The organism is Limimaricola cinnabarinus (genome assembly GCF_047631075.1).
Lineage (GTDB): Bacteria > Pseudomonadota > Alphaproteobacteria > Rhodobacterales > Rhodobacteraceae > Limimaricola > Limimaricola cinnabarinus.
In genome coordinates, this window is the sequence record NZ_JBLHYX010000001.1 from 202,435 (window position 1) to 221,623 (window position 19,189).

Annotated in this window: 28 protein-coding genes; 10 read left to right on the forward strand and 18 right to left on the reverse strand. The window is 66.6% G+C overall.

All coding sequences use genetic code 11. The features are described 5' to 3' along the window. Positions 1-73 precede the first annotated feature (73 nt). A complete protein-coding gene (locus ACJASC_RS01055) occupies positions 74-883 on the reverse strand; it encodes a division plane positioning ATPase MipZ (protein ID WP_021693192.1) in 810 nt (269 codons plus the stop codon). Positions 884-1,255: 372 nt separating this feature from the next. On the opposite strand from ACJASC_RS01055, the gene ACJASC_RS01060 reads away from it, so the two are divergent. Continuing rightward, the gene (locus tag ACJASC_RS01060; protein ID WP_021693190.1) at positions 1,256-2,530 is read left to right on the forward strand and encodes a DEAD/DEAH box helicase; all 1,275 of its coding nucleotides are present in this window, start codon (positions 1,256-1,258) and stop codon (positions 2,528-2,530) included. 70 nt (positions 2,531-2,600) lie between these two features. Here ACJASC_RS01060 and ACJASC_RS01065 read toward each other — a convergent pair whose 3' ends face one another. The 11 genes from ACJASC_RS01065 to ffh all read right to left on the reverse strand — a co-directional run bounded on the left by ACJASC_RS01065 (position 2,601) and on the right by ffh (position 9,141). Beyond that, entirely contained in the window at positions 2,601-3,134 is a 534-nt protein-coding gene (locus ACJASC_RS01065; RefSeq protein WP_415142795.1) for a hypothetical protein, read from the reverse strand. 248 nt (positions 3,135-3,382) lie between these two features. Beyond that, entirely contained in the window at positions 3,383-3,604 is a 222-nt protein-coding gene (rpmE, locus tag ACJASC_RS01070) for a 50S ribosomal protein L31 (protein WP_021693188.1), read from the reverse strand. An 11-nt stretch (positions 3,605-3,615) separates the two neighbouring features. After that, complete coding sequence (gene rplS / locus ACJASC_RS01075) at positions 3,616-4,008, reverse strand: 50S ribosomal protein L19 (RefSeq protein WP_021693187.1); 393 nt, start codon at positions 4,006-4,008, stop codon at positions 3,616-3,618. Positions 4,009-4,060: 52 nt separating this feature from the next. Next, complete coding sequence (trmD, locus tag ACJASC_RS01080) at positions 4,061-4,900, reverse strand: tRNA (guanosine(37)-N1)-methyltransferase TrmD (protein ID WP_415142798.1); 840 nt, start codon at positions 4,898-4,900, stop codon at positions 4,061-4,063. A 61-nt stretch (positions 4,901-4,961) separates the two neighbouring features. Further along, on the reverse strand, positions 4,962-5,126 hold the full coding sequence (locus ACJASC_RS01085) for a DUF1328 family protein (protein WP_017929173.1): 165 nt from the start codon (positions 5,124-5,126) through the stop codon (positions 4,962-4,964). An 83-nt stretch (positions 5,127-5,209) separates the two neighbouring features. After that, entirely contained in the window at positions 5,210-5,719 is a 510-nt protein-coding gene (gene rimM / locus ACJASC_RS01090; RefSeq protein ID WP_021693185.1) for a ribosome maturation factor RimM, read from the reverse strand. 61 nt (positions 5,720-5,780) lie between these two features. Next, a complete protein-coding gene (gene bluB, locus ACJASC_RS01095; protein ID WP_415143050.1) occupies positions 5,781-6,431 on the reverse strand; it encodes a 5,6-dimethylbenzimidazole synthase in 651 nt (216 codons plus the stop codon). Further along, positions 6,431-6,796, reverse strand: a complete 366-nt coding sequence (gene rpsP, locus ACJASC_RS01100) for a 30S ribosomal protein S16 (protein ID WP_415142801.1) — start codon at positions 6,794-6,796, stop codon at positions 6,431-6,433. Before rpsP ends, bluB begins: the two co-directional genes overlap by 1 nt. 40 nt (positions 6,797-6,836) lie before the next feature. Beyond that, positions 6,837-7,133, reverse strand: a complete 297-nt coding sequence (locus ACJASC_RS01105; protein WP_415142803.1) for a chorismate mutase — start codon at positions 7,131-7,133, stop codon at positions 6,837-6,839. After that, positions 7,130-7,648: a GNAT family N-acetyltransferase gene (locus tag ACJASC_RS01110; protein ID WP_415142806.1), complete on the reverse strand. Its 519-nt coding sequence runs from the start codon at positions 7,646-7,648 to the stop codon at positions 7,130-7,132. Before ACJASC_RS01110 ends, ACJASC_RS01105 begins: the two co-directional genes overlap by 4 nt. Next, entirely contained in the window at positions 7,645-9,141 is a 1,497-nt protein-coding gene (gene ffh / locus ACJASC_RS01115; protein WP_415142808.1) for a signal recognition particle protein, read from the reverse strand. The genes ACJASC_RS01110 and ffh overlap by 4 nt, the downstream gene beginning before the upstream one ends. Positions 9,142-9,376: 235 nt before the next feature. On the opposite strand from ffh, the gene ACJASC_RS01120 reads away from it, so the two are divergent. Further along, positions 9,377-10,252 (forward strand): LysR family transcriptional regulator, encoded by an 876-nt coding sequence (locus ACJASC_RS01120; RefSeq protein WP_415142810.1) that lies wholly within the window; start codon positions 9,377-9,379, stop codon positions 10,250-10,252. A gap of 16 nt (positions 10,253-10,268) precedes the next feature. Then, the gene (locus tag ACJASC_RS01125; RefSeq protein WP_021693179.1) at positions 10,269-10,397 is read left to right on the forward strand and encodes a hypothetical protein; all 129 of its coding nucleotides are present in this window, start codon (positions 10,269-10,271) and stop codon (positions 10,395-10,397) included. Between the two features lie 2 nt (positions 10,398-10,399). Here the strand turns inward: ACJASC_RS01125 and ACJASC_RS01130 are convergent, their stop codons facing one another. After that, positions 10,400-10,765 (reverse strand): ArsR/SmtB family transcription factor, encoded by a 366-nt coding sequence (locus tag ACJASC_RS01130; protein WP_415142813.1) that lies wholly within the window; start codon positions 10,763-10,765, stop codon positions 10,400-10,402. A 220-nt stretch (positions 10,766-10,985) separates the two neighbouring features. Here ACJASC_RS01130 and ACJASC_RS01135 point away from each other — a divergent pair, with 220 nt between their 5' ends. The 5 genes from ACJASC_RS01135 (at position 10,986) to ACJASC_RS01155 (ending at position 13,603) form a co-directional block, all read left to right on the forward strand. Next, positions 10,986-11,324, forward strand: a complete 339-nt coding sequence (locus ACJASC_RS01135) for an AtpZ/AtpI family protein (protein WP_021693177.1) — start codon at positions 10,986-10,988, stop codon at positions 11,322-11,324. A 4-nt stretch (positions 11,325-11,328) separates the two neighbouring features. Then, positions 11,329-12,105, forward strand: a complete 777-nt coding sequence (locus tag ACJASC_RS01140) for a F0F1 ATP synthase subunit A (protein WP_021693176.1) — start codon at positions 11,329-11,331, stop codon at positions 12,103-12,105. Between the two features lie 70 nt (positions 12,106-12,175). Continuing rightward, positions 12,176-12,412: a F0F1 ATP synthase subunit C gene (locus tag ACJASC_RS01145; protein ID WP_021693175.1), complete on the forward strand. Its 237-nt coding sequence runs from the start codon at positions 12,176-12,178 to the stop codon at positions 12,410-12,412. Positions 12,413-12,488: 76 nt separating this feature from the next. Then, entirely contained in the window at positions 12,489-13,046 is a 558-nt protein-coding gene (locus tag ACJASC_RS01150) for a F0F1 ATP synthase subunit B' (RefSeq protein ID WP_415142816.1), read from the forward strand. Continuing rightward, positions 13,043-13,603 (forward strand): F0F1 ATP synthase subunit B, encoded by a 561-nt coding sequence (locus ACJASC_RS01155; protein WP_415142818.1) that lies wholly within the window; start codon positions 13,043-13,045, stop codon positions 13,601-13,603. Before ACJASC_RS01150 ends, ACJASC_RS01155 begins: the two co-directional genes overlap by 4 nt. A 97-nt stretch (positions 13,604-13,700) precedes the next feature. Here the strand turns inward: ACJASC_RS01155 and ACJASC_RS01160 are convergent, their stop codons facing one another. The 4 genes from ACJASC_RS01160 to ACJASC_RS01175 form a co-directional block, all read right to left on the reverse strand. After that, positions 13,701-13,943: a hypothetical protein gene (locus tag ACJASC_RS01160; protein WP_415142820.1), complete on the reverse strand. Its 243-nt coding sequence runs from the start codon at positions 13,941-13,943 to the stop codon at positions 13,701-13,703. 54 nt (positions 13,944-13,997) lie between these two features. Continuing rightward, positions 13,998-14,771 (reverse strand): FadR/GntR family transcriptional regulator, encoded by a 774-nt coding sequence (locus tag ACJASC_RS01165; RefSeq protein ID WP_021693171.1) that lies wholly within the window; start codon positions 14,769-14,771, stop codon positions 13,998-14,000. A gap of 110 nt (positions 14,772-14,881) precedes the next feature. Then, a complete protein-coding gene (locus tag ACJASC_RS01170) occupies positions 14,882-15,541 on the reverse strand; it encodes an OmpA family protein (protein ID WP_415142823.1) in 660 nt (219 codons plus the stop codon). 152 nt (positions 15,542-15,693) lie between these two features. Beyond that, positions 15,694-16,524 (reverse strand): methylated-DNA--[protein]-cysteine S-methyltransferase, encoded by an 831-nt coding sequence (locus tag ACJASC_RS01175; protein ID WP_415142825.1) that lies wholly within the window; start codon positions 16,522-16,524, stop codon positions 15,694-15,696. A gap of 220 nt (positions 16,525-16,744) precedes the next feature. On the opposite strand from ACJASC_RS01175, the gene nth reads away from it, so the two are divergent. Together nth and ACJASC_RS01185 are read left to right on the forward strand one after the other, a co-directional pair. Next, complete coding sequence (gene nth, locus ACJASC_RS01180) at positions 16,745-17,389, forward strand: endonuclease III (RefSeq protein ID WP_415142827.1); 645 nt, start codon at positions 16,745-16,747, stop codon at positions 17,387-17,389. Continuing rightward, on the forward strand, positions 17,386-18,369 hold the full coding sequence (locus ACJASC_RS01185) for an adenosine kinase (RefSeq protein WP_415142829.1): 984 nt from the start codon (positions 17,386-17,388) through the stop codon (positions 18,367-18,369). The genes nth and ACJASC_RS01185 overlap by 4 nt, the downstream gene beginning before the upstream one ends. Here the strand turns inward: ACJASC_RS01185 and ACJASC_RS01190 are convergent. Next, entirely contained in the window at positions 18,366-19,091 is a 726-nt protein-coding gene (locus tag ACJASC_RS01190) for a phosphatase PAP2 family protein (RefSeq protein WP_021693166.1), read from the reverse strand. The genes ACJASC_RS01185 and ACJASC_RS01190 overlap by 4 nt on opposite strands. Positions 19,092-19,189: the final 98 nt, after the last annotated feature.

Sequence of the window (19,189 nt, forward strand, 5' to 3'; positions counted from 1 at the left end):
GAGACAGGGGTGCCCTTGGGTGCCCCTGTTTCGCTTTGAAAGTGCGTCAGGACGGGCGTACCGAACGGGAAACCTAGAACTCCACCTCGACGCCCGGCAAGTCGAGCGCCCGCATCAGGTCGCGCAGCTCCTGACGCGCGGCGACGTTGGAAATGTTGAGCTGGCTCACACCGACATCGCGCAGGTCGAGAAGCGTCAGACCGCGCGGAAACAGCTCGCGGAAAATCACCCGCTCGTTGAAGCCCGGCGCCGAGCGAAAGCCGATCCGCTCGGAAAGCCGCGACAGCGCGCTTTCCATCCGCTGCTTGTTGACCATCTGCTGCGCCCCGAGCCGGTTCCTGAGCACCACCCAGTCGATCGGATCGAGCCCGGCCTGAGCGCGCAGCTGCCGCGCGCTCCAGACCATCTCGGAATAAACCGAAGGCCCGAGGATCGTCTCGCCGTCATTGTCGATCTTGGCCAACAGGTCGAAATCGATGAAGCTGTCGTTGAGCGGGGTGACCAGCGTGTCGGCCAGCGAATGCGCCACCTGGCTGAGACGGGTGTGGCTGCCGGGGCAGTCGATCAGGATGAAGTCGCTGTCATCCTCGAGCTGCGCCACGGCCGCCGAAAGCCGGTGATCGGAGATGTTCTCGCCCGGTTGCAGCGCACTGGCGTCGATCTCGGGCAACTCGACATGGGCGGGCGACGGCAGGGTCAGCCCCGCGCGCTCGCAATAGCGCTTGCGGTTCTCGACATAGCGGCCGAGCGACTTTTGCCGCAGGTCGAGGTCGAGCGTGCCGATCTTGTGGCCCATCCGCGCGAGAGCGGTCGCGACATGCATGGCGACGGTCGATTTGCCCGCGCCGCCCTTTTCGTTGCCCACGACGATGATATGCGCCACGTATCCGTCCCCTCCGGCCGCAAGGGGCCGTTTCCGCACTGCTTTCGGGGTAGGGGATGGCGGTTGCGCGTGCAAGTCCCGCGCGCCTTGTACGGTGCAGCCCATTGACTTGTGCGGCTTTCGGGTCCATCTGCCGTTCAAGACCGAAAGCGCATGGCCCGCGTGAGCAGCCGCGCCGCCCCCGCAGGATTTGCGCTGGCGCCCGCACCGCTTCGGATCTCAGGTTCCCATTTCACGCAAGGGGCCGCGTCCTGTCGGCGCGTGGGCATTCGGCCCCGTGTGAGTGCAAGGGCGCAACCCGACCGTCGACCCGCCTCCGCGCGGGTCTGCGCCCATGCCGCGGTGCGTCTTGCGCCGCTTACAAGGATGCACATGGATTTCGACATGCTGGGGCTCGCGCCCCGTCTCGTGGCCGCCCTCGCCGAGCAGGGCATCACCGACCCGACCCCGATCCAGACCCAGGCGATTCCGCACGCCATGAACGGCCGCGACGTGATGGGCCTCGCCCAGACCGGCACCGGCAAGACCGCCGCCTTCGGCCTGCCGATGATCGACCGGCTGATGAAGTCGCCCGGCAAGCACGCGCCGAAATCGGCCCGCGCCCTCGTGCTCGCGCCGACGCGTGAGCTGGCCAAGCAGATCGCCGACAACCTGACCGCCTATACCCAAGGCAGCCACCTCAAGACCGTGCTGGTCGTGGGCGGCGCCGGGATCAACGGCCAGATCAAGCGTATGGAAGGCGGCTGCTCGCTGCTCGTTGCCACGCCGGGCCGTCTGATCGACCTTCTGGACCGCCGCGCCGTGAACCTGAGCCAGACCGAGTTCCTCGTGCTCGACGAGGCCGATCAGATGCTCGACATGGGCTTCATTCACGCGCTGCGCCGGATTGCTCCCCTGCTGCCCAAGGAACGGCAGACCATGCTGTTCTCGGCCACCATGCCCAAGCAGATGGAAGAGCTGGCCTCGGCCTATCTCACCGACGCGGTGCGTGTGCAGGTGAACCCGCCGGGCAAGGCCGCCGACAAGATCGACCAGTCGATCCACTTCGTCGCCAAGGCTGCCAAGACCGAGGTGCTGGTCGAGCTGCTCGATCAGCATCGCGACGAGCTAGCGCTGGTCTTCGGCCGCACCAAGCACGGCATGGAGAAGCTCTCCAAGCAGCTTGCCGCCGCGGGCTTTGCAGCGTCGGCCATTCACGGCAACAAGAGCCAAGGCCAGCGCGAGCGGGCGATCAAGGATTTCCGCGAAGGCAAGATCCGGGTGCTTGTCGCCACCGATGTCGCCGCGCGGGGCATCGACATCCCAGGCGTGCGCCACGTCTACAACTACGAGCTGCCTAACGTAGCCGAGAACTATGTCCACCGGATCGGCCGGACGGCCCGCGCAGGCGCCGATGGCCGCGCCGTGGCGCTTTGCGCGCCCGATGAGATGGGCGAACTCAAGGACATCGAAAAGGCCATGAAGGCCGCGATCCCGGTGGCCTCCGGCACCCGCTGGGACCCGGTCGCGCCCGAGAAGAAGGGCGGTCGTCGCGGTGGCAATGGTGGTGGCGGTCGTCGTTTCGGCGGCGGGGCGCCCAAGCCGGAGGGCGCCTCGAAGCCGGGTGGCGCGAACCGCCGTCGCCGGCCTGCCCGCAAGGCCGCCTGAGAAGCGAAAACGCCGCCCCTCGGGGCGGCGTTTTTCATTCGGGCCGGATGTCTTGCGACTTCGGGGCCGATCAGAGGTCGAGGTCGACCCGCTGCTCCGCCGCTTCGGTCGCGCCGAGCAGGCGGCTCCGCAGGGCCACGCCCTGGGCCGCGGTAACGATATCGAAGCCACCGCTTGCAGCACGCGCGCGGTGCTTCTCGGTCAGCGCGCCACCAGGACGCGCGGCTTGGGCCGCGCCGAAGGAGGCCGCGATGCCAGACCATGGGGCGGTGCGGGTCAGCTCGTCCCACTGCGCCACCAGCGCCGGGCCACGCCCTTTGGCCAGCGCCTTCGAGACGAGCTGGGTATTGGGGGCGAGGGCCCAGACCTCGCGCGGCGCTTCGACGCGGCGCGGCGCGGCCTCATGGATCGTATCGGAGGCCTCGCGCATCGGGCGGGGCCGGGCAGCGGCCTTGTGCATGCCATAGGCGCTGCGCCCGAATGCGGCCTTTTCGTGGCGGCCCTGCGTTTCCACGGGCGGCACGCGGCCGAGAATGCGCATCATTTCGTGATGATCGATCAGATAGGCTTTGTCGCCGAAGGCCCGGGCGCCGGAATGTTGCATCGAAAAAGCCTCCGAAATGACATATTTGCCATGGTGTAACAGGGCTCAACGCGTTGCGACACAATTAGATGCCTATTGTTGCCCGAAAAACGCCATATTCCCTCATGGCTTCTCGATTGTCGTGTCAGATGCCGCTTTTTCGCGCTCTCATGTCCGGATCGGCGGCCTTGGATCGCCTCATTCGTGCCGCAAACGCAAAGCGCCGCCCCGAGGGGCGGCGCTTTTTTCGAATCGCGGTGGTCGGGCTATCAGAAGCCGAGACCGGCGTACTTGTTCTTGAACTTCGACACGCGGCCGCCGGCGTCCATGAGACGCGAGGTGCCGCCAGTCCAAGCCGGGTGCACCGAGGGGTCGATGTCGAGCGACAGCTGGTCGCCTTCCTTGCCCCAGGTCGACTTCATCTGGACGACGGTGCCGTCGGTCATCTTGACGTCGATGACGTGGTAGTCGGGATGGATATCCGCTTTCATGTCGGCGCTCCTCAGGCCTTGGCCGCGGCCGTGTCGGCCTTGGGCTTATAGTTGCTGACTTCGGCGATACGGGCCGACTTGCCGCGACGCGAACGCAGATAGTAGAGCTTCGCGCGGCGCACGCGGCCACGACGCACCACCTCGATCGAATCGATGTTGGTCGCATAGAGCGGGAAGACGCGCTCGACGCCCTCGCCGAACGAGATCTTGCGCACGGTGAACGAGCCGGCGATGCCCTTGCCGTTCTTGCGGCTGATGCAGACGCCTTCGTACATCTGCACGCGGGTGCGGGTACCCTCGGTCACCTTGTAGCCGACGCGGATGGTGTCACCGGCCTTGAAGTCGGGGATGGTCTTCCCCAGCGAAGCGATCTGCTCCGCTTCGAGCTGTGCGATCAGGTCCATGCCTGTCACTCCTTGCTTGCTCGCGGTTTTCTCCGCGAAGTTGCTCGCAACCTCAGAGCTCTCGGTCTTCGTCCAGGTCCATATCGCGCTCAGCGCAATACGCCCGCCAGAGATCAGGTCGCCGTTCCTTGGTCAGCCTTTCGGCCATGGACCTGCGCCAGTCGGTGATTTTCGCGTGATGGCCCGAGAGAAGAATCTCGGGAATCGCACGACCCTTCCAGAGCGCGGGCTTGGTGTATTGCGGGTGTTCGAGGAGACCGTGGGAGAAGGATTCCTCCTCCGTGGACGCCTGATTCCCCAGCACGCGGGGTATAAGGCGGACCGTGGCGTCGATCAAGGCCTGAGCCGCGATCTCGCCGCCCGTCAAGACGAAATCGCCCAAGCTCACCTCGAGGATGCCGTGCTCCTCGATCACCCGCTCGTCCACGCCCTCGAAGCGTCCGCACAAGAGGATGACGCCGTCGGCTTGGCTCAGCTCGCGCGCCAGCGCTTGATCGAAGCGGCGACCGCGCGGGGAAAGGTAGATCACCGGCGTGATCCCCTTGGCGCGGGATTTTGCATGTTCGATGGCGCGGCCGACAATGTCGGGGCGCAGCACCATGCCCGCGCCGCCGCCCGCCGGGGTGTCGTCGACATTGCGGTGCTTGCCCTCGCCGTAAGGGCGCAGGTCGATCGGCTGGAGCTGCCACAGCCCGTCTTTCAGCGCCTTGCCGGTCAGGCTTTCGCCTAGCACGCCGGGGAAGGCCTGCGGGAACAGGGTGATGACCTGCGCGGTCCACGCCCCGGCAAGATCAGGGTCGTCGGTCATCAGCTCGCGCGGCTGGGCCGAGACGCGGGCGCTAAGGCGGCCTGCGGCGCGGGAGGGCGGGGGATCACTGGGGGTGTCGCTCATGGCGTGGGCCATAGCGGATCGCGGGCCGCCGGGGAAGGTCCGGCGGCCCGGTGAGGTCTCGTCAGGCGGCGAGGCCGATGATGCCGAAGAGTACCAGGAGGAACAGCACCAGTGCGATGATGGCGAGCCACTTGGCCCCGGTCAGCGCGGCGCCGGAGATCCGGCCCATGCCGAGAAGACCGGCGACGGCGGCGATGGCGAGGAGGATGAGAATCCATTCGATCATGTCAGAGCCTTTCGGTCTGCGTCCGGAAGAACTCCGGCGCTTCGAGGGCCCAACACGAACGAAAAGGTGGGGTTCCAGACACTTCAGCTCGCGAACAGCCCCTCTGGCGGATCGGCCACGATGCGGCCCGAAGCGAGGTCGACCGTGGGCACGGCGGCCAAGGTGAAGGGCAGGAGCACTGTGTCGTTGCCTTGCGTCGGCAGGACCTCAAGGAGATCGCCCGCGCCGTGGTTCAGCACCGCGCGCACCGTGCCCAAGAGGGCCCCGCCGGTGTCGTGCACCGACAATCCGATCAGGTCGGCGTGGTAGTATTCGTCGTCGGGCAGGGTGGGCAGGCGGTTACGCGGCGCGTAGAGATCGACCCCCTTGAGCGCATCGGCCTCTTCCTTGGTGGTGATTCCGTCGATGCGCGCGGTATAGGCCCCCGACCCCTGACCGGTGATCACGATCTGCCGGAACTCGCGGCCTTCGGTGGTCACCAGCGGCACGTAGTCGGCGATGGTCTCGGGGTCGGCGCAAAAGCTCTTGAGCCGCACCTCGCCGCGCACGCCGAACGCGCCTGCCAGTCGCCCCACGCAGATCATGTCGCTCATGTCGTGTCCTCCAAGCCTGTTCTTGCGCGTTGGAACAACAGCCCGGCCCCGAAGGCAAGGCTCAGCGCGTCTCTATGGGAAGGTGGCCGCGCCGAACCTCCCAGCCTTCGGCCTCGAGTTCGGGCAGGCGGTCGAGCGTCTCCGCATACCCCACGCACAGATATCCCACCAATGACCAGCCGGACGGCACGGCGAGATCGCGCGCCAGCTGCGCGGGGTCGAGGATCGAGACCCAGCCGGTGCCGAGGCCTTCGGCCCGCGCGGTGAGCCAGAACTGGGTGATCGCCGCGACGACCGAATAGCGCCGCATCTCGGGCATGCTGGCGGCGCCGAGGCCATGGCCCTTGGGCGTCGCGTCGTCGCACCAGACGGCAAGCTGCACCGGGGCGTCGCGCATGCCCGAAAGCTTGAGCCGCGCGTAGAGCGTGGCGCGCGAGCGCGACTGGTCGGCCAGCGCCGCGGCGTTCGCGGCCTCGAAATTGGCGAGAGCGGCGGCGCGGGCTGCCGGGCTTTCGACCCGGATCACGCGCCACGGCTCGGACAGCCCCACCGAGGGGGCGGTCAGAAACGAATCGAGGCAGCGCGTCAGCGCTGCCTCGTCCACCGGCTCGGTGCGAAAGCGGCGCACGTCGCGCCGCCGATCCATCAGCCGAGCCAGCTCGGCCCGGAACTCCGGTGCAAAGGCGCCGGGCCGCTCCGGGCTGGGCTCCATCACTCGGCGGCGGCGTCGTCGGCCGGAGCGGCTTCGCGCGCGGCCTTTTTCTCGGCGCGGTCTTTCGCAGCCTTGCCCGGCTCACCCTTCTTGGGGTTGGAGCGGGTTTTCTTCTCGGTCACGCCGGCGGCTTCGAGCATGCGCGCGACGCGATCGGTCGGCTGGGCGCCCTTCGAGAGCCAGTCCTTGATGCGATCGACATCCATCTTCACGCGCTCTTCGCTGTCCTTGGCGAGGAGCGGGTTGTAGGTGCCGAGCTTCTCGAGGAAGCGGCCGTCGCGCGGCATGCGGCTGTCGGTGGCGACGATCGAATAATGGGGGCGCTTCTTGGAGCCGCCGCGGGCGAGCCGGATCTTCATGGCCATGTGGAAATCTCCTTGGGTATGGCTGATGACGGAAAAACCGTCAGGATTGGTGGCGTTCGTGGTGCTTGATGACTTCCTGGATGATGAAGGCCAGGAATTTCTTGGCGAATTCGGGGTCGAGATCGGCCTCGTTCGCAAGATCGGTGAGACGGGCGATCTGCGATTCCTCGCGGATCGGGTCGGCAGGGGGCAGGTCGTGCTCGGCCTTGAGCCGGCCCACGGCCTGGGTGTGCTTGAACCGCTCGCCCAGCGTGTAGACGAGGATCGCGTCGAGCCGGTCGATGCTCTCGCGGTGTCCCTTGAGAAGCTGTGCTGCGCGGCTGGAAGTGTCGGTCATGGGCGCTCTCCCGTCAGGTCGTGGCGCCAGATCTCCACAGGCTTGCCCTCGGGATCGGCGCGAAACTCGGTGCCGGTGTTCTGTGCGCCGAGACGGCGGGCGACCGACTGGCTCGCCGTATTCGCAGGGTCTATCATCGAGGCCAGATCGGTCATGCCGAGCCGGTCGCGCGCGAAGTCGAGCACGGCGCGCCCGGCCTCGGTGGCATAGCCCTTGCCCTCCGCCCCCTCGTAGAGGTGATAGCCCAGCTCGGGCATCGGCCAGGGCTCGGGGCCCCAAAGGCCCACGAGGCCGACCGGCGTGCCGCTGTCGCGCTCGATGGCGGCCCACATGCCGAAGCCGAGGATCTGCCAGTGACCCAAGTGCAGCGCGATCACGCGCCATGCCTTGTGGCGCGGGGCCGGTCCGCCGACGAAGCTCGACCGCTCGGAGGCGAGAAACTCGCGCTCTGACGGCAGATGTGCCAGCGAGGGCGGCACGAGGTGCAACCGGTCGGTGGTCAGCGACGGAATCATTTCTTGCGACCCAGCCCCGAGAGGCCCGGGGGCAGCCCCATGCCACCGCCCATGCCGGGCAGCTTACCCATACCCGGCGGCAGCTGCTTGCCCAGCATCTTGGCGGCCTTTTCCATCGCGGCGGGATCGTTGACATCGGGCATCTCGCCGCCCTTGCCGAACATGCCCTTCATGGCCTGTTTCAGCATGCCGCCCTTGCCCATCTTCTTCATCATGTCGGCCATCTGCTTTTGCTGCTTGAGCAGCTTGTTCAGCTCCGACACTTCCAGCCCCGCGCCCTTGGCGATGCGCTTCTTGCGGCTGGCCTGAAGCAGGTCAGGGTTGGCCCGTTCCTTCTTGGTCATGGAGTTTATCAGCGCGATCTGCCGCTTGAGCATGGTGTCGTCGAAGCCTGCCGACTGCGCCTGCTTGGCCATCTTGCCCATGCCGGGCAGCATGCCCATCAGGCTTTCCATGCCGCCCATCTTGAGCATCTGCTCGAGCTGCATCTTGAGGTCGTTCATGTTGAAGCGGCCCTTCTGGAACCGCTTCATCATCCGTTCGGCCTGCTCGGCCTCGATCGTCTGCTGCGCCTTCTCGACGAGGGCGACGATGTCGCCCATGCCGAGGATCCGGCCCGCGATCCGCTCGGCCTCGAAGGTCTCGATCGCGTCCATCTTCTCGCCGAGGCCGACGAAGCGGATCGGCTTGCCGGTGACCTTGCGCATCGACAGCGCGGCACCGCCGCGCCCGTCGCCGTCCATCCGGGTCAACACCACGCCCGAGACGCCGATCTTGTCATCGAATTCGGTCGCGACGTTTACCGCGTCCTGGCCGGTGAGGCCGTCGACCACCAAGAGCGTCTCGCGCGGGTTGACCGCGTCGCGCACCGCCGCCGCCTGCGCAATCAACTCCTGATCGATGTGCAGACGCCCAGCAGTGTCGAGCATGTAGACATCGTAGCCGCCAAGCGAGGCCTGCGTCTTGGCGCGCTTGGCAATGGCGACCGGGTCCTCGCCCTTGACGATGGGCAGGGTGTCGACGCCGATCTGACGGCCGAGGATCTCAAGCTGCTCCATCGCGGCGGGGCGGTTCACGTCGAGCGAGGCCATCAGCACCCGCTTGCCGTCGCGCTCGGTCAGGCGCTTGGCGAGCTTGGCGGTGGTAGTGGTCTTGCCCGAGCCCTGCAGGCCGACCATCAGGATCGGCGCCGGGGCGTTGTCGATCTTGAGCTTGCCCGGATCGCTGTCGCCGGTCAGGACCGAGACCAGCTCGTCATGCACGATCTTCACGACCTGCTGGCCCGGCGTGATCGACTTGGTGACGGACTGGCCCGTCGCTTTGTCCTGCACGGCAGCCACGAAGTCGCGGGCGACGGCAAGAGAAACGTCCGCCTCGAGCAGCGCCACGCGGACTTCGCGCAGCGCGGTCTTCACGTCCTCGTCGGACAGCGCGCCCTGTTTGGTGAGCCTGTCGAAGACGCCGGAGAGGCGGTCTGAGAGCGATTCGAACATGGCGGTCCTTTCCGACCGTTGCGTCAGTCCCCTTGGCCCCATGCAGTTGCGCGCCCGTGGGCGCAACGCGCTGACGGACGGCGATCCCCGATATGGGCCGGGGACCGGAAAGCGAGAGCTTCCGGGTTTGGGGGTCGCAATTACGGCGGATCGACGCTCCGGTCAAGAGGTGCGAGCCGCTTGGACCCGGCGGCGATGCGTCCTAGAAGGGAGCCCCATCCCCGAGGAGAGCCGCATGGACAACTGGGACGAAATCCGCACCGCCTATCACGTGGCCCGAATGGGCACGGTGTCGGGGGCCGCCGACGTGCTCGGCGTGCATCATGCGACGGTGATCCGCCATGTCGACGCGCTCGAGGCGCGCTTGGGGGTGAAGCTGTTCCAGCGCCACCCGCGCGGCTACACCTCGACCGAGGCCGGGCGCGACCTGTTGCAGGTGGCGCAGGCCACCGACGATCAGTTCTCGCAACTCGTCAACCGGCTCAAGGGGCAGGGCGGGGGCGTCGAGGGCGAGCTGGCGGTGACGGCGCTCGACACCATGGCGGACCTGCTGACGCCGCTGCTCATCGACTTTCAGGCCACCCATCCGGAGGTGATGGTGCGGCTGCTGACCGGCACGCGTCTGTTTCGTCTTGAATACGGCGAGGCACATGTGGCGATCCGGGCGGGAAACATCCCCGAACAGCCCGACAACGTCGTCCGCCCGCTCTGCAGCATGAGCTTCGCGCTGGTGGGGGCGCGGTCCTATATCGAGCGGCACGGTCTTCCCGAAGGAATCGGCGACCTGCCGGCGCACCGCTTCGTCGCCGCGGACGATCTCGAAAGCCGCGCGCCATTCTATCGCTGGCTGCGCGACACCGTCGGCATCGGTCGGATTTCCTTCCGGGCTTACGGCGAACGTAACCAGCGTGATGCGGTGCTGGCCGGTGCCGGTCTGGGCTTCGTGCCCCTCTACGAGGCCAACACGAATGACGACCTGACCATCGTGCACGGCCCTCTGGAGGAGTGGAGCGTGCCGGTCTGGGTGGTGACGCATGTCGACCTGCACCGCACCCCCAAGGTGCAGGCGTTTCTCAAGGTCCTGAAGGAACGCGCGAAAAGCTGGTGCTAGGGCAAGGAACGAATTCGTGAGGGCAGCGTTGGCTCGTCAGATTCAACCAAGTCATCCTCAAGGGGCAGTCATGCGCAACATCATCTACATCATCGGTCTCGTCGTCGTCGTCATCGCGGTTCTGTCGCTGATCGGCCTCGTCTGATCCTAACCGTCCGCCGCGGCGGGGCCTTCGGGTTCTGCTGTGGTGGACGGCCCGAGCTCACGCTCCAGAAAGCGTTCGAAGGCGTCGAGATCGATGCCCTCCATCTGCCCGAAGCCCTGCATCCAGACGGAGGCCTCGCGCAGACCATCCGGCTCCAGCTGACACCAGGTGACGCGCCCGCGCCGGTCACGAGAGATCAGCCCCGCCTCGGCAAGAACCCCCAGATGCTTGGAAATCGCCGCGAGAGACATCTCGAACGGCTCGGCCACATCAGTCACCGCCATGTCGTCCTCAAGCAGCAGCGCGAGAATCGCGCGCCGGGTCGGGTCGGCAAGGGCGGAGAATACCAGGTCGAGGGATGCGGCCATGCGGCACCCTGACGGTGCCCCGGGCGAAACGTCAACCGCGCGGTTGAATGTCGAGTCTTCCACGCCTGCGGGTCCAGACGGCCGCGTTGCTTTCCATGCTTTCCAAAAAATGTAGCCTTATCAGTGCGTAAGACGCGGCATTCCTCGCCGGTCGCACATGCTTGACCAATTCTCCCCCACGCTATAGCACCCACTCGACCGATGAGGGGGCCGACCCGGAGTGTCCGACAGCCACGATGAAGACGATCACGACGCGCGGTTGCGCGCATTGGAAGAGCGTCTCGCGAAGCTGAAGGGCAAGCCCGAAGAGGCCCCTCATCAGGAGAGCCATTACAGCCAGGCGCAGGTCGCGTGGCGCATGGTGATCGAGCTTGTGGCCGGTCTCGGGATCGGCTTCGGGATCGGGTTCGGTTTGGATACCCTTTTCGGGACCATGCCGATCTTCCTGATCCCGTTCATATTTCTGGGCCTCGCGGCGGGCGTGAAGACGATGTTGCGCACGGCCAAGGAGCTGCAGGTAAAACAGCAGGCCGATCAGGCCGGCGACGACGAGGGCTGAGAGAATGGCGACAGAGACGGTTGCGTTGGTCGAAGGTGAAGAGCCGGGCGGGCTGGTGTTCCACCCGTTCGACCAGTTCGAGATCAAGCCGCTCTTCGGCGAGATCGGCGATCCCGTATCGTGGTACACCATCACCAACGCGACCTTCTGGATGGCGCTGGCGGCCCTGTCGGTCATCCTGCTTCTGGTGGTCGGCACCCGTGGCCGCGCCGTGATCCCGTCCCGGGTCCAGTCGGCTGCCGAGCTGATCTACGGCTTCGTCTACAAGATGGTCGAAGACGTCACCGGCAAGGAAGGTCTCAAGTACTTCCCTTGGATCATGACGCTGTTCCTGTTCATCCTGTTCTCGAACTATCTGGGCCTGCTGCCGCTGGCTTTCACGCCGACCTCGCACATCGCCGTCACCGCCGTTCTGGCGCTGGGCGTGTTCATCGCGGTTACGGTGATCGGCTTCGTGAAGAACGGCATGGCGTTCCTCGGCTTGTTCTGGATGAAGGAAGCACCGCTGTTCCTGCGCCCGGTCATCGCGATCATCGAGGTGATCTCGTACTTCGTGCGCCCCGTCAGCCATTCCATCCGTCTCGCCGGCAACCTCGTCGCCGGTCACGCGATGATCAAGGTGTTCGCGGGCTTTGCCGCCATCGCCGCCATCTCGCCGCTCTCGATCGTGGCAATCACCGCGATCTACGGGCTCGAAGTGCTCGTGGCCGGCATTCAGGCATATGTGTTCACCATCCTCACCTGCATCTACCTCAAGGACGCGCTGCACCCGTCGCACTGAGACGGGGCTCGGCCCTCGGGGTCGGTTCACCCTTCACCAAACACGCAATTCCAAATCAGGAGATACCCCCATGGAAGGCGATATCGCACAATTCGGTCAGTTCATCGGCGCCGGCCTCGCAGCCATCGGCTCGGGCCTCTCGGCCATCGGTGTGGGCTCGGTCGCGGCGAACTACCTGTCGGGCGCGCTGCGCAACCCGTCGGCTGCCGCTTCGCAGACCGCCACGCTGTTCATCGGCCTGGCCTTCGCCGAAGCGCTCGGGATCTTCTCGTTCCTCGTCGCCCTGCTGCTGATGTTCGCGGTCTGATCCAGATCTCGATCTCCTGACCGGCGGCGCGGGCTTCCCCGCGCCGCCATTTCCGTAGGGCTCGATGGAGGACGCCGTGGCGACCGAAACCATTACCGCCGAAGAAGCACTGGCGGTGCACGGAGCCGAAGCCGCAGGGCCGGGTATGCCCCAGCTCGACGTCTCCAGCTTCCCGAACCAGATTTTCTGGCTCCTGGTCACGCTCGGCGTGATCTATTTCGTCCTGTCCCGCTTTGCCCTGCCGCGCATCGGCGCGGTGCTGGCCGAGCGCGCGGGTACGATCACCAACGACATCGCCGCCGCCGAAGAGCTGCGGCACCGCGCCCGCGAAGCCGAAGGCGCGTATGACAAGGCGCTCGCCGACGCGCGCGCCGAGGCGAACCGGATCGTCGCCGAGACCAAGGCGCAGATCCAGGCCGACCTCGATGTCGAGATGGAAAAGGCCGACGCGCAGATCGCCGCGAAGACCGCCGAGAGCCAAGCGGCGATCGATGAGATCCGCGAAAGCTCTGCCCGTAACGTGAGCGAGGTCGCCCGCGACGTTGCCCGCGAGATCGTGGCCGCCTTCGGTGCCGATGCCGACGTCGCCAAGGTGGACGCCGCCGTCGACGCCAAGCTGGGAGAACGCGCATGAAACTCGTTCTCGCAACCCTCGCGCTGAGCATGGCCGCCGCCCCGGCGATGGCCGCGACCGGTCCGTTCTTCTCGCTCGGCAACACCGACTTCGTGGTGCTGCTGGCGTTCCTGCTCTTCGTCGGCGTGCTGCTTTACTTCCGCGTTCCGCGCGAAGTGGGCAAACTCCTCGACAAGCGGGCCGACGGCATCCGCGCCGAACTCGACGATGCCCGCGGGCTTCGCGAGGAGGCGCAGTCGCTTCTGGCTTCGTTCGAGCGCAAGCAGAAGGACGTGCAGACGCAGGCCGACCGCATCGTGTCGAACGCCCGCGATGAAGCCAACCGCTCGGCCGAGCAGGCCAAGGTCGACATCGCCAAGTCGATCCAGCGTCGTCTGACCGCCGCGGAGGAGCAGATCCAGTCGGCGCAGGACAAGGCCGTCCGCCAAGTCCGTGACGAGGCCGTCACCGTGGCCGTGGCCGCCGCGCGTCAGGTCATCACCGACCAGATGACCGCGCAGCGTGCCGACAAGATGATCAACGAATCGATCCAGACGGTGGGCGCCAAGCTGCACTGACCGGATCGGAGCCTCTGGTTCAGATACGAAAAGGCCCGGATGCGATGGCGTCCGGGCCTTTTCATTTGGTCACGCATGGCGCTTCGAATGAAGATCCTTAGCGATTGGCGGCCGGGAGCATGATGATCTCGGGCGCTGTTGATTGCACGTTGAAAGCCAGCAGGTCGATCGAGGGCGCATGGCTCTCGGCCTCGGCAATGGTCTGATCCGGAGCGGGGGCCGGTTGGCTCATGCTCGCGGTGACGTCATGGGCCTTGCCATCGCAGCCGGGGCCGGCGCTGGCCATTCCGGCAGAGAAGATCGCGGCACAGGCCGCAAGAGCGAGTCGCTTATGTTTCATGGCGCATCCTCCTGTGAGCGCCATCCTAGCACGGCCTGGGGCCTTCGTCGCGCCCTAGCGGGCGGTCTCCCGGCTGAGCCGTCGCTTGGCGATTTCCTCGTGGCGATCCGCCTGCCGCTGATCGCTCAACGCGCTCTGCACGTAATCGAGATGCGCCGCCACGGCGGCGCGGGCGGCTGTGGGATCGCGCGCCTGCAACGCGTCGTTGATGGCGCGGTGCTGTTCCAGAACCGAGGCCCGCGTCGTGCGCTGGCGGAACATGACCTGCCGGTTGTAGAACACGCCCTCGCGCAGCAGATCGTAGATCGAGCGCATCATGTGCAGCATGACGACGTTGTGGCTCGCCTCGACGATGGCGAGGTGAAACTCGGCGTCGAGCCCGGCCTCGGCCTCGGCATTGGAAGAGGGCTTGCTCTGCGCCGCCTCCATCCGGGCGAAGACCGCGTCGATCACCGCGAGATCGCTGTCCGAGCCAAGCCGCGCCGCGCGCTCGGCTGCCAGCCCCTCGATGTCGCGCCGAAACGCCACCATGTCCGAGACCGCCTCATCATGGGTGGCGAAGAGCCGCACGAGGGCGGGGGAGAAGGCCGAGCCGATCACGTCCGAGATGTAGACGCCCGCACCGGCGCGGCTTTCGACGAGGTTGCGGCTCTGCAGATCCGCCAAGGCCTCGCGCAGCGATGGTCGCGAGACGCCCAGCCGTTCGGCAAGCTCGCGCTCCGGAGGCAAACGATCCCCGGGGCGCAGGATGCCGCGCAGCACCAGCTCCTCGATCTGTCGCACCACGCCATGAGAGAGCTTTTCCGGCTGGATGGGCTTGAACGGCATGCTGAACCTCCGCAACTGGTAAAATTGTATTACCGGGCCAAGCGTTACTCAACCGCAAAGCAAAGGGCCGCCCCGAAGGGCGGCCCGATGGGGCGGTCGAGACGTCGAGATCAGCCGTTGGGCGTGATGATGATCTCGACCCGGCGGTTCTGACGGCGGCCTTCGGCCGTCAGGTTCGACGCGACGGGCGCATCCTCGCCACGGCCGATGGAGCGGATCCGGGCGGGCGAGACGCCGGCCGAGGTCAGCACCGACGCGACCGAACGGGCGCGGGCTTCGGAGAGCGACTGGTTGTAGGCCGCGGCGCCGGTGTTGTCGGCATGGCCAACCACATTGACGGTGGTGTTGGGGTAGTTGTTGATCGAACCGGCGATGGCGCGCAGATCGTTGGTCATCGAACCAGTAAGCGTGGCGCTGTCGGTGTCGAACAGGATGTCCTGCGGCAGGGTCACGACCAGCTGTTCGCCGGTGTTGACGATGCCGACATTGGAGCCGAGCTGGTTGCGCAGTTCCGCTTCCTGACGGTCGAGCATGGCACCGGTGCCGGCGCCTGCGGCGCCGCCGACGGCCGCGCCGATCGCGGCATTGCGCAGGCGGTCGTCGCTGTCATCGGCCGTGAGTGCGCCCACGGCAGCACCGAGGCCCGCGCCCACGAGAGCGCCGCGGCGGGTATTGGCATTGGGGTCGGGGTTGTTCGGCGTCACTGGTTGGCAGGCGGCCACTGCGAGAGCCGACACGGTGACGAGCGCGAGGGGAAGCTTGGTGATCATGATCTGTCCATTTCTTGCGAGTCGCGCGGAAGTGGGATGCCCGCGCCTGTCCCGGTTAGATAGAGGCCGCGTGCGGCTGCTATGCAATAACGCGGCTTTGATAGGCAGGTTCCGGCTTTCTCGGGAACCCGATTCACTGTGGCAGACCTGCCTCAGGCGTCGTCGCGCGCCGCCTCCCATGCCAGCATCGCGCGTTTGACCGGCAGACCCCAGTGATAGCCGCCAAGCTCGCCGGACTTGCACAGCGCCCGGTGGCAAGGGATCAGCCACGACACCGGATTGCGGCCCACCGCCGTGGCGGCGGCGCGCACCGCACGGGGCGCACCGATGCGGGCGGCGATGTCGGAATAGGTGGTGACATGCCCGCTCGGCACCTCCATGAGCGCCTGCCAGACCTTGATCGCAAAGGGCGCACCAATGAGCGCGACCCGCGCTTCACCGCGCCCGGAAAAGGCGGCGTCGATCCATGGGGCGAGGACCGCGGGATCTTCGATGAAGCGCGCGGCGGGCCAGCGGCTGCGCAGATCCTCGAAGGTCGCCTCGACCCCGGCCTCGGCGGCAAAGCCCAGCCCGCATAATCCGCGATCCGTCGCCATCGCCACGACCGGGCCGAAGGGGCTGTCGAAGCGGCCGTGCCGGATCTCCAGCCCCGCGCCACCCGCGCCGTAATCGCCCGGACTCATCGCCTCCCAGCGCAAGAAGAGATCGTGCAGGCGGCCGGTGCCCGAAAGCCCCACCTCCTGTGCGGTCTCGAAGGTGGTGCAGCGCTCGCGCAGGAGCGCCTTGGCATGACCGAGTGCGAGATACTGCTGGTAGCGCTTGGGCGACACACCGACCCATGCCGAGAATATCCGCTGGAAATGCGCGGGCGACATCTCCATTCGCGCGGCGAGATCCTCCAGCGCGAGGGGGGCGGGGGAGGCGTCGATCGCCGCAATGGCGCGGCGCATGACGCCGTAGTGATATGCGTGGGTCTGATCCATGGCCTCGAGACTACGCGGCCCTTGGCGCCTGCGCGACCCGGAAGCTGCGCATCCCGGACCGCCGCGCCCCTCCGTCATGACGGGGATATGAGTATTTGAAGAGTGAAGTTACCAAGGGACGTGCCTTCTCAACTTACTCTGAATACTCATGGTGCGGACCGCGTCCGCATGCACCGCCGCCGCCCTTGTGAGGGCGGGCGGCTCCGGGCATAGAGGTGCGATGACCCGTCAGCTCGATTATCACGAGATCGACCAGATCTTTGCCCGCCTGCACGAGGCCGAACCCGAGCCGAAGGGGGAACTCGAGCACGTCAACGCTTATACGCTGCTCGTGGCCGTCGCGCTGTCGGCGCAGGCCACGGATGTCGGCGTCAACAAGGCGACGCGCAAGCTGTTCGAGATCGCCGACACGCCGCAAAAGATGCTGGCGCTGGGCGAAGAGGGGCTGATTGAGCATATCAGGACCATCGGCCTCTACCGCAACAAGGCCAAGAACGTCATCCGGATGAGCGAGATCCTCGTCGAGCGGTTTGGCGGCGAGGTGCCATCCTCGCGCGCCGCCCTCGTCTCGCTGCCCGGCGTCGGGCGCAAGACCGCGAACGTAGTGCTCAGCATGTGGTGGGGCCATCCCGCCCAAGCCGTGGATACCCATATTTTCCGGGTCTGCAACCGCACCGGCCTCGCGCCCGGAAAGGATGTCGACGCGGTCGAGCGCGGCATCGAGGACCATGTCCCGGCGCGCTGGCAGCGCCACGCGCATCACTGGCTGATCCTACACGGACGCTACATCTGCGTGGCGCGCAAGCCCAAATGTCCGATCTGCCCGATCCGCGATCTCTGCCTCTTCGAGGAGAAGACCTTATGAGCATTCCCCGCATACTCGGTATCGGCAACGCCATCGTCGACGTGTTCGCGCAGGCCGATGACAGCTTTCTCGACCTGATGGGCATCGAGAAGGGCATCATGCAACTGGTCGAGCGTGAGCGCGGCGAGACGCTCTATGGCGCCATGGAGGGCCGCCATCAGGCTCCGGGCGGCTCTGTCGCCAACACGCTGGCGGGGCTTGGCAATCTCGGGCTCGACACGAGCTTCATCGGGCGGGTGCGCGACGATGCGCTAGGCCGGTTCTATGCCCAAAGCATGGAGGCGGGCGGCACGCGCTTTGCCAACCCGCCGGTGGCGGGGGGCGAACTTCCGACCTCGCGCTCGATGATCTTCGTGAGCCCGGATGGCGAGCGGTCGATGAACACCTATCTCGGCATTTCCGCCGAGCTCGGCCCGGACGATGTCCCCGACGCGGTGGCCGGACGGGCGGGGATCCTGTTCCTCGAAGGCTATCTCTATGACAAGCCCAAGGGCAAGCAAGCCTTCGAGCGCGCCACCGACCTGACCCAGAAGGCCGGCGGTATGGCGGGGATCGCGCTGTCGGACCCGTTCTGCGCCGACCGGCATCGTGCCGATTTCCAGCGTCTGGTGCGCGAACTCGATTTCGTCATTGGCAACGAGCATGAATGGGAGAGCCTCTACGAGTGCCGCCTCAATCAGGCGTTGACGCGCGCTGCCGCCGATTGCCGCCTCGTGGTCTGCACCCGGTCGGGCGCCGATGTGGTGCTGATCCGGGGCGAGGAGCGGGTCGTGGTGCCGGTACGCAAGGTCAAGCCGGTCGACGCGACCGGGGCGGGCGATCTCTTCGCTTCCGGTTTCCTTTATGGCATCGCCACTGAGCGCGATCTGGAAACGGCGGGCCGTATGGGTTGTGTCGCCGCTGCCGAGGTGATCTCGCATTTCGGCGCCCGGCCCGAGGCGGATCTGAAGGGCCTCTTCAGGGATGCGGGGTTGCTCTAGTCCTTGGCGTCCTCGGCCGGCTCAATCTGGCCGCGGCGCTGCATCCATTGCGCGACGAGCAGGCACAGCACCGCCCAGCCGGCCCCCGCGGTCCAGCCCGCGATCACGTCGGTGGGCCAGTGCACCCCGAGATAGACCCGGCTCACGCCGACCAGACCGGTCAACAGGATCGCGCAGGTCATGATATAGACCTTGATCACACGGCGCGGCTCGAGCCGCGACAGCATCACCGCGAGTGTGAGATAGGTCACCGCCGAAAGCATGGTGTGCCCCGAAGGAAAGCTCGCGGTATAGACATAGGAGCCGTGCGGCACGAGGTCGGGGCGGGCGCGCTCGAACAGCATCTTGGCGCTGCGGCTGATCAGCGTGCCGCTGCCGATGGCGATCAGCAGGAACCACATGGTGCGGGTATGGCGCGACAGCGCGAGATACCCCGCGACCCCGATTGTCAGCGATGTCAGCCACGCCACCCCGCCCAGCGCCGTCATGTCGCGCGCCATCTCCTCGACCCAGTGCGAGCCGATCGGATCGCTCAGATCGCCGGGTGTCCTGAGGGCGAGCAGGATCGCTTCGTCGAAGGCCGCCGTGTCGCCTTCGACCACCTCGCCCGCGAGCAGGAAAAAGCCCAGCGCGGCGAGCGAGACGAGAAACAGCAGCACCATCCACAATTCGGGACGGCGGCGCAGATTGGCGGGGATGTCGGTCGGGCTGGGATCAGGCATGGCGGTCCAACGGGAGAGGTCGTCTCGGGGTTCCGGCCGCAATGGCCCGCGACGCCGTCGCGCGTCAAGCCCTGCATCGCCATGGTCTCTTGCTCCCA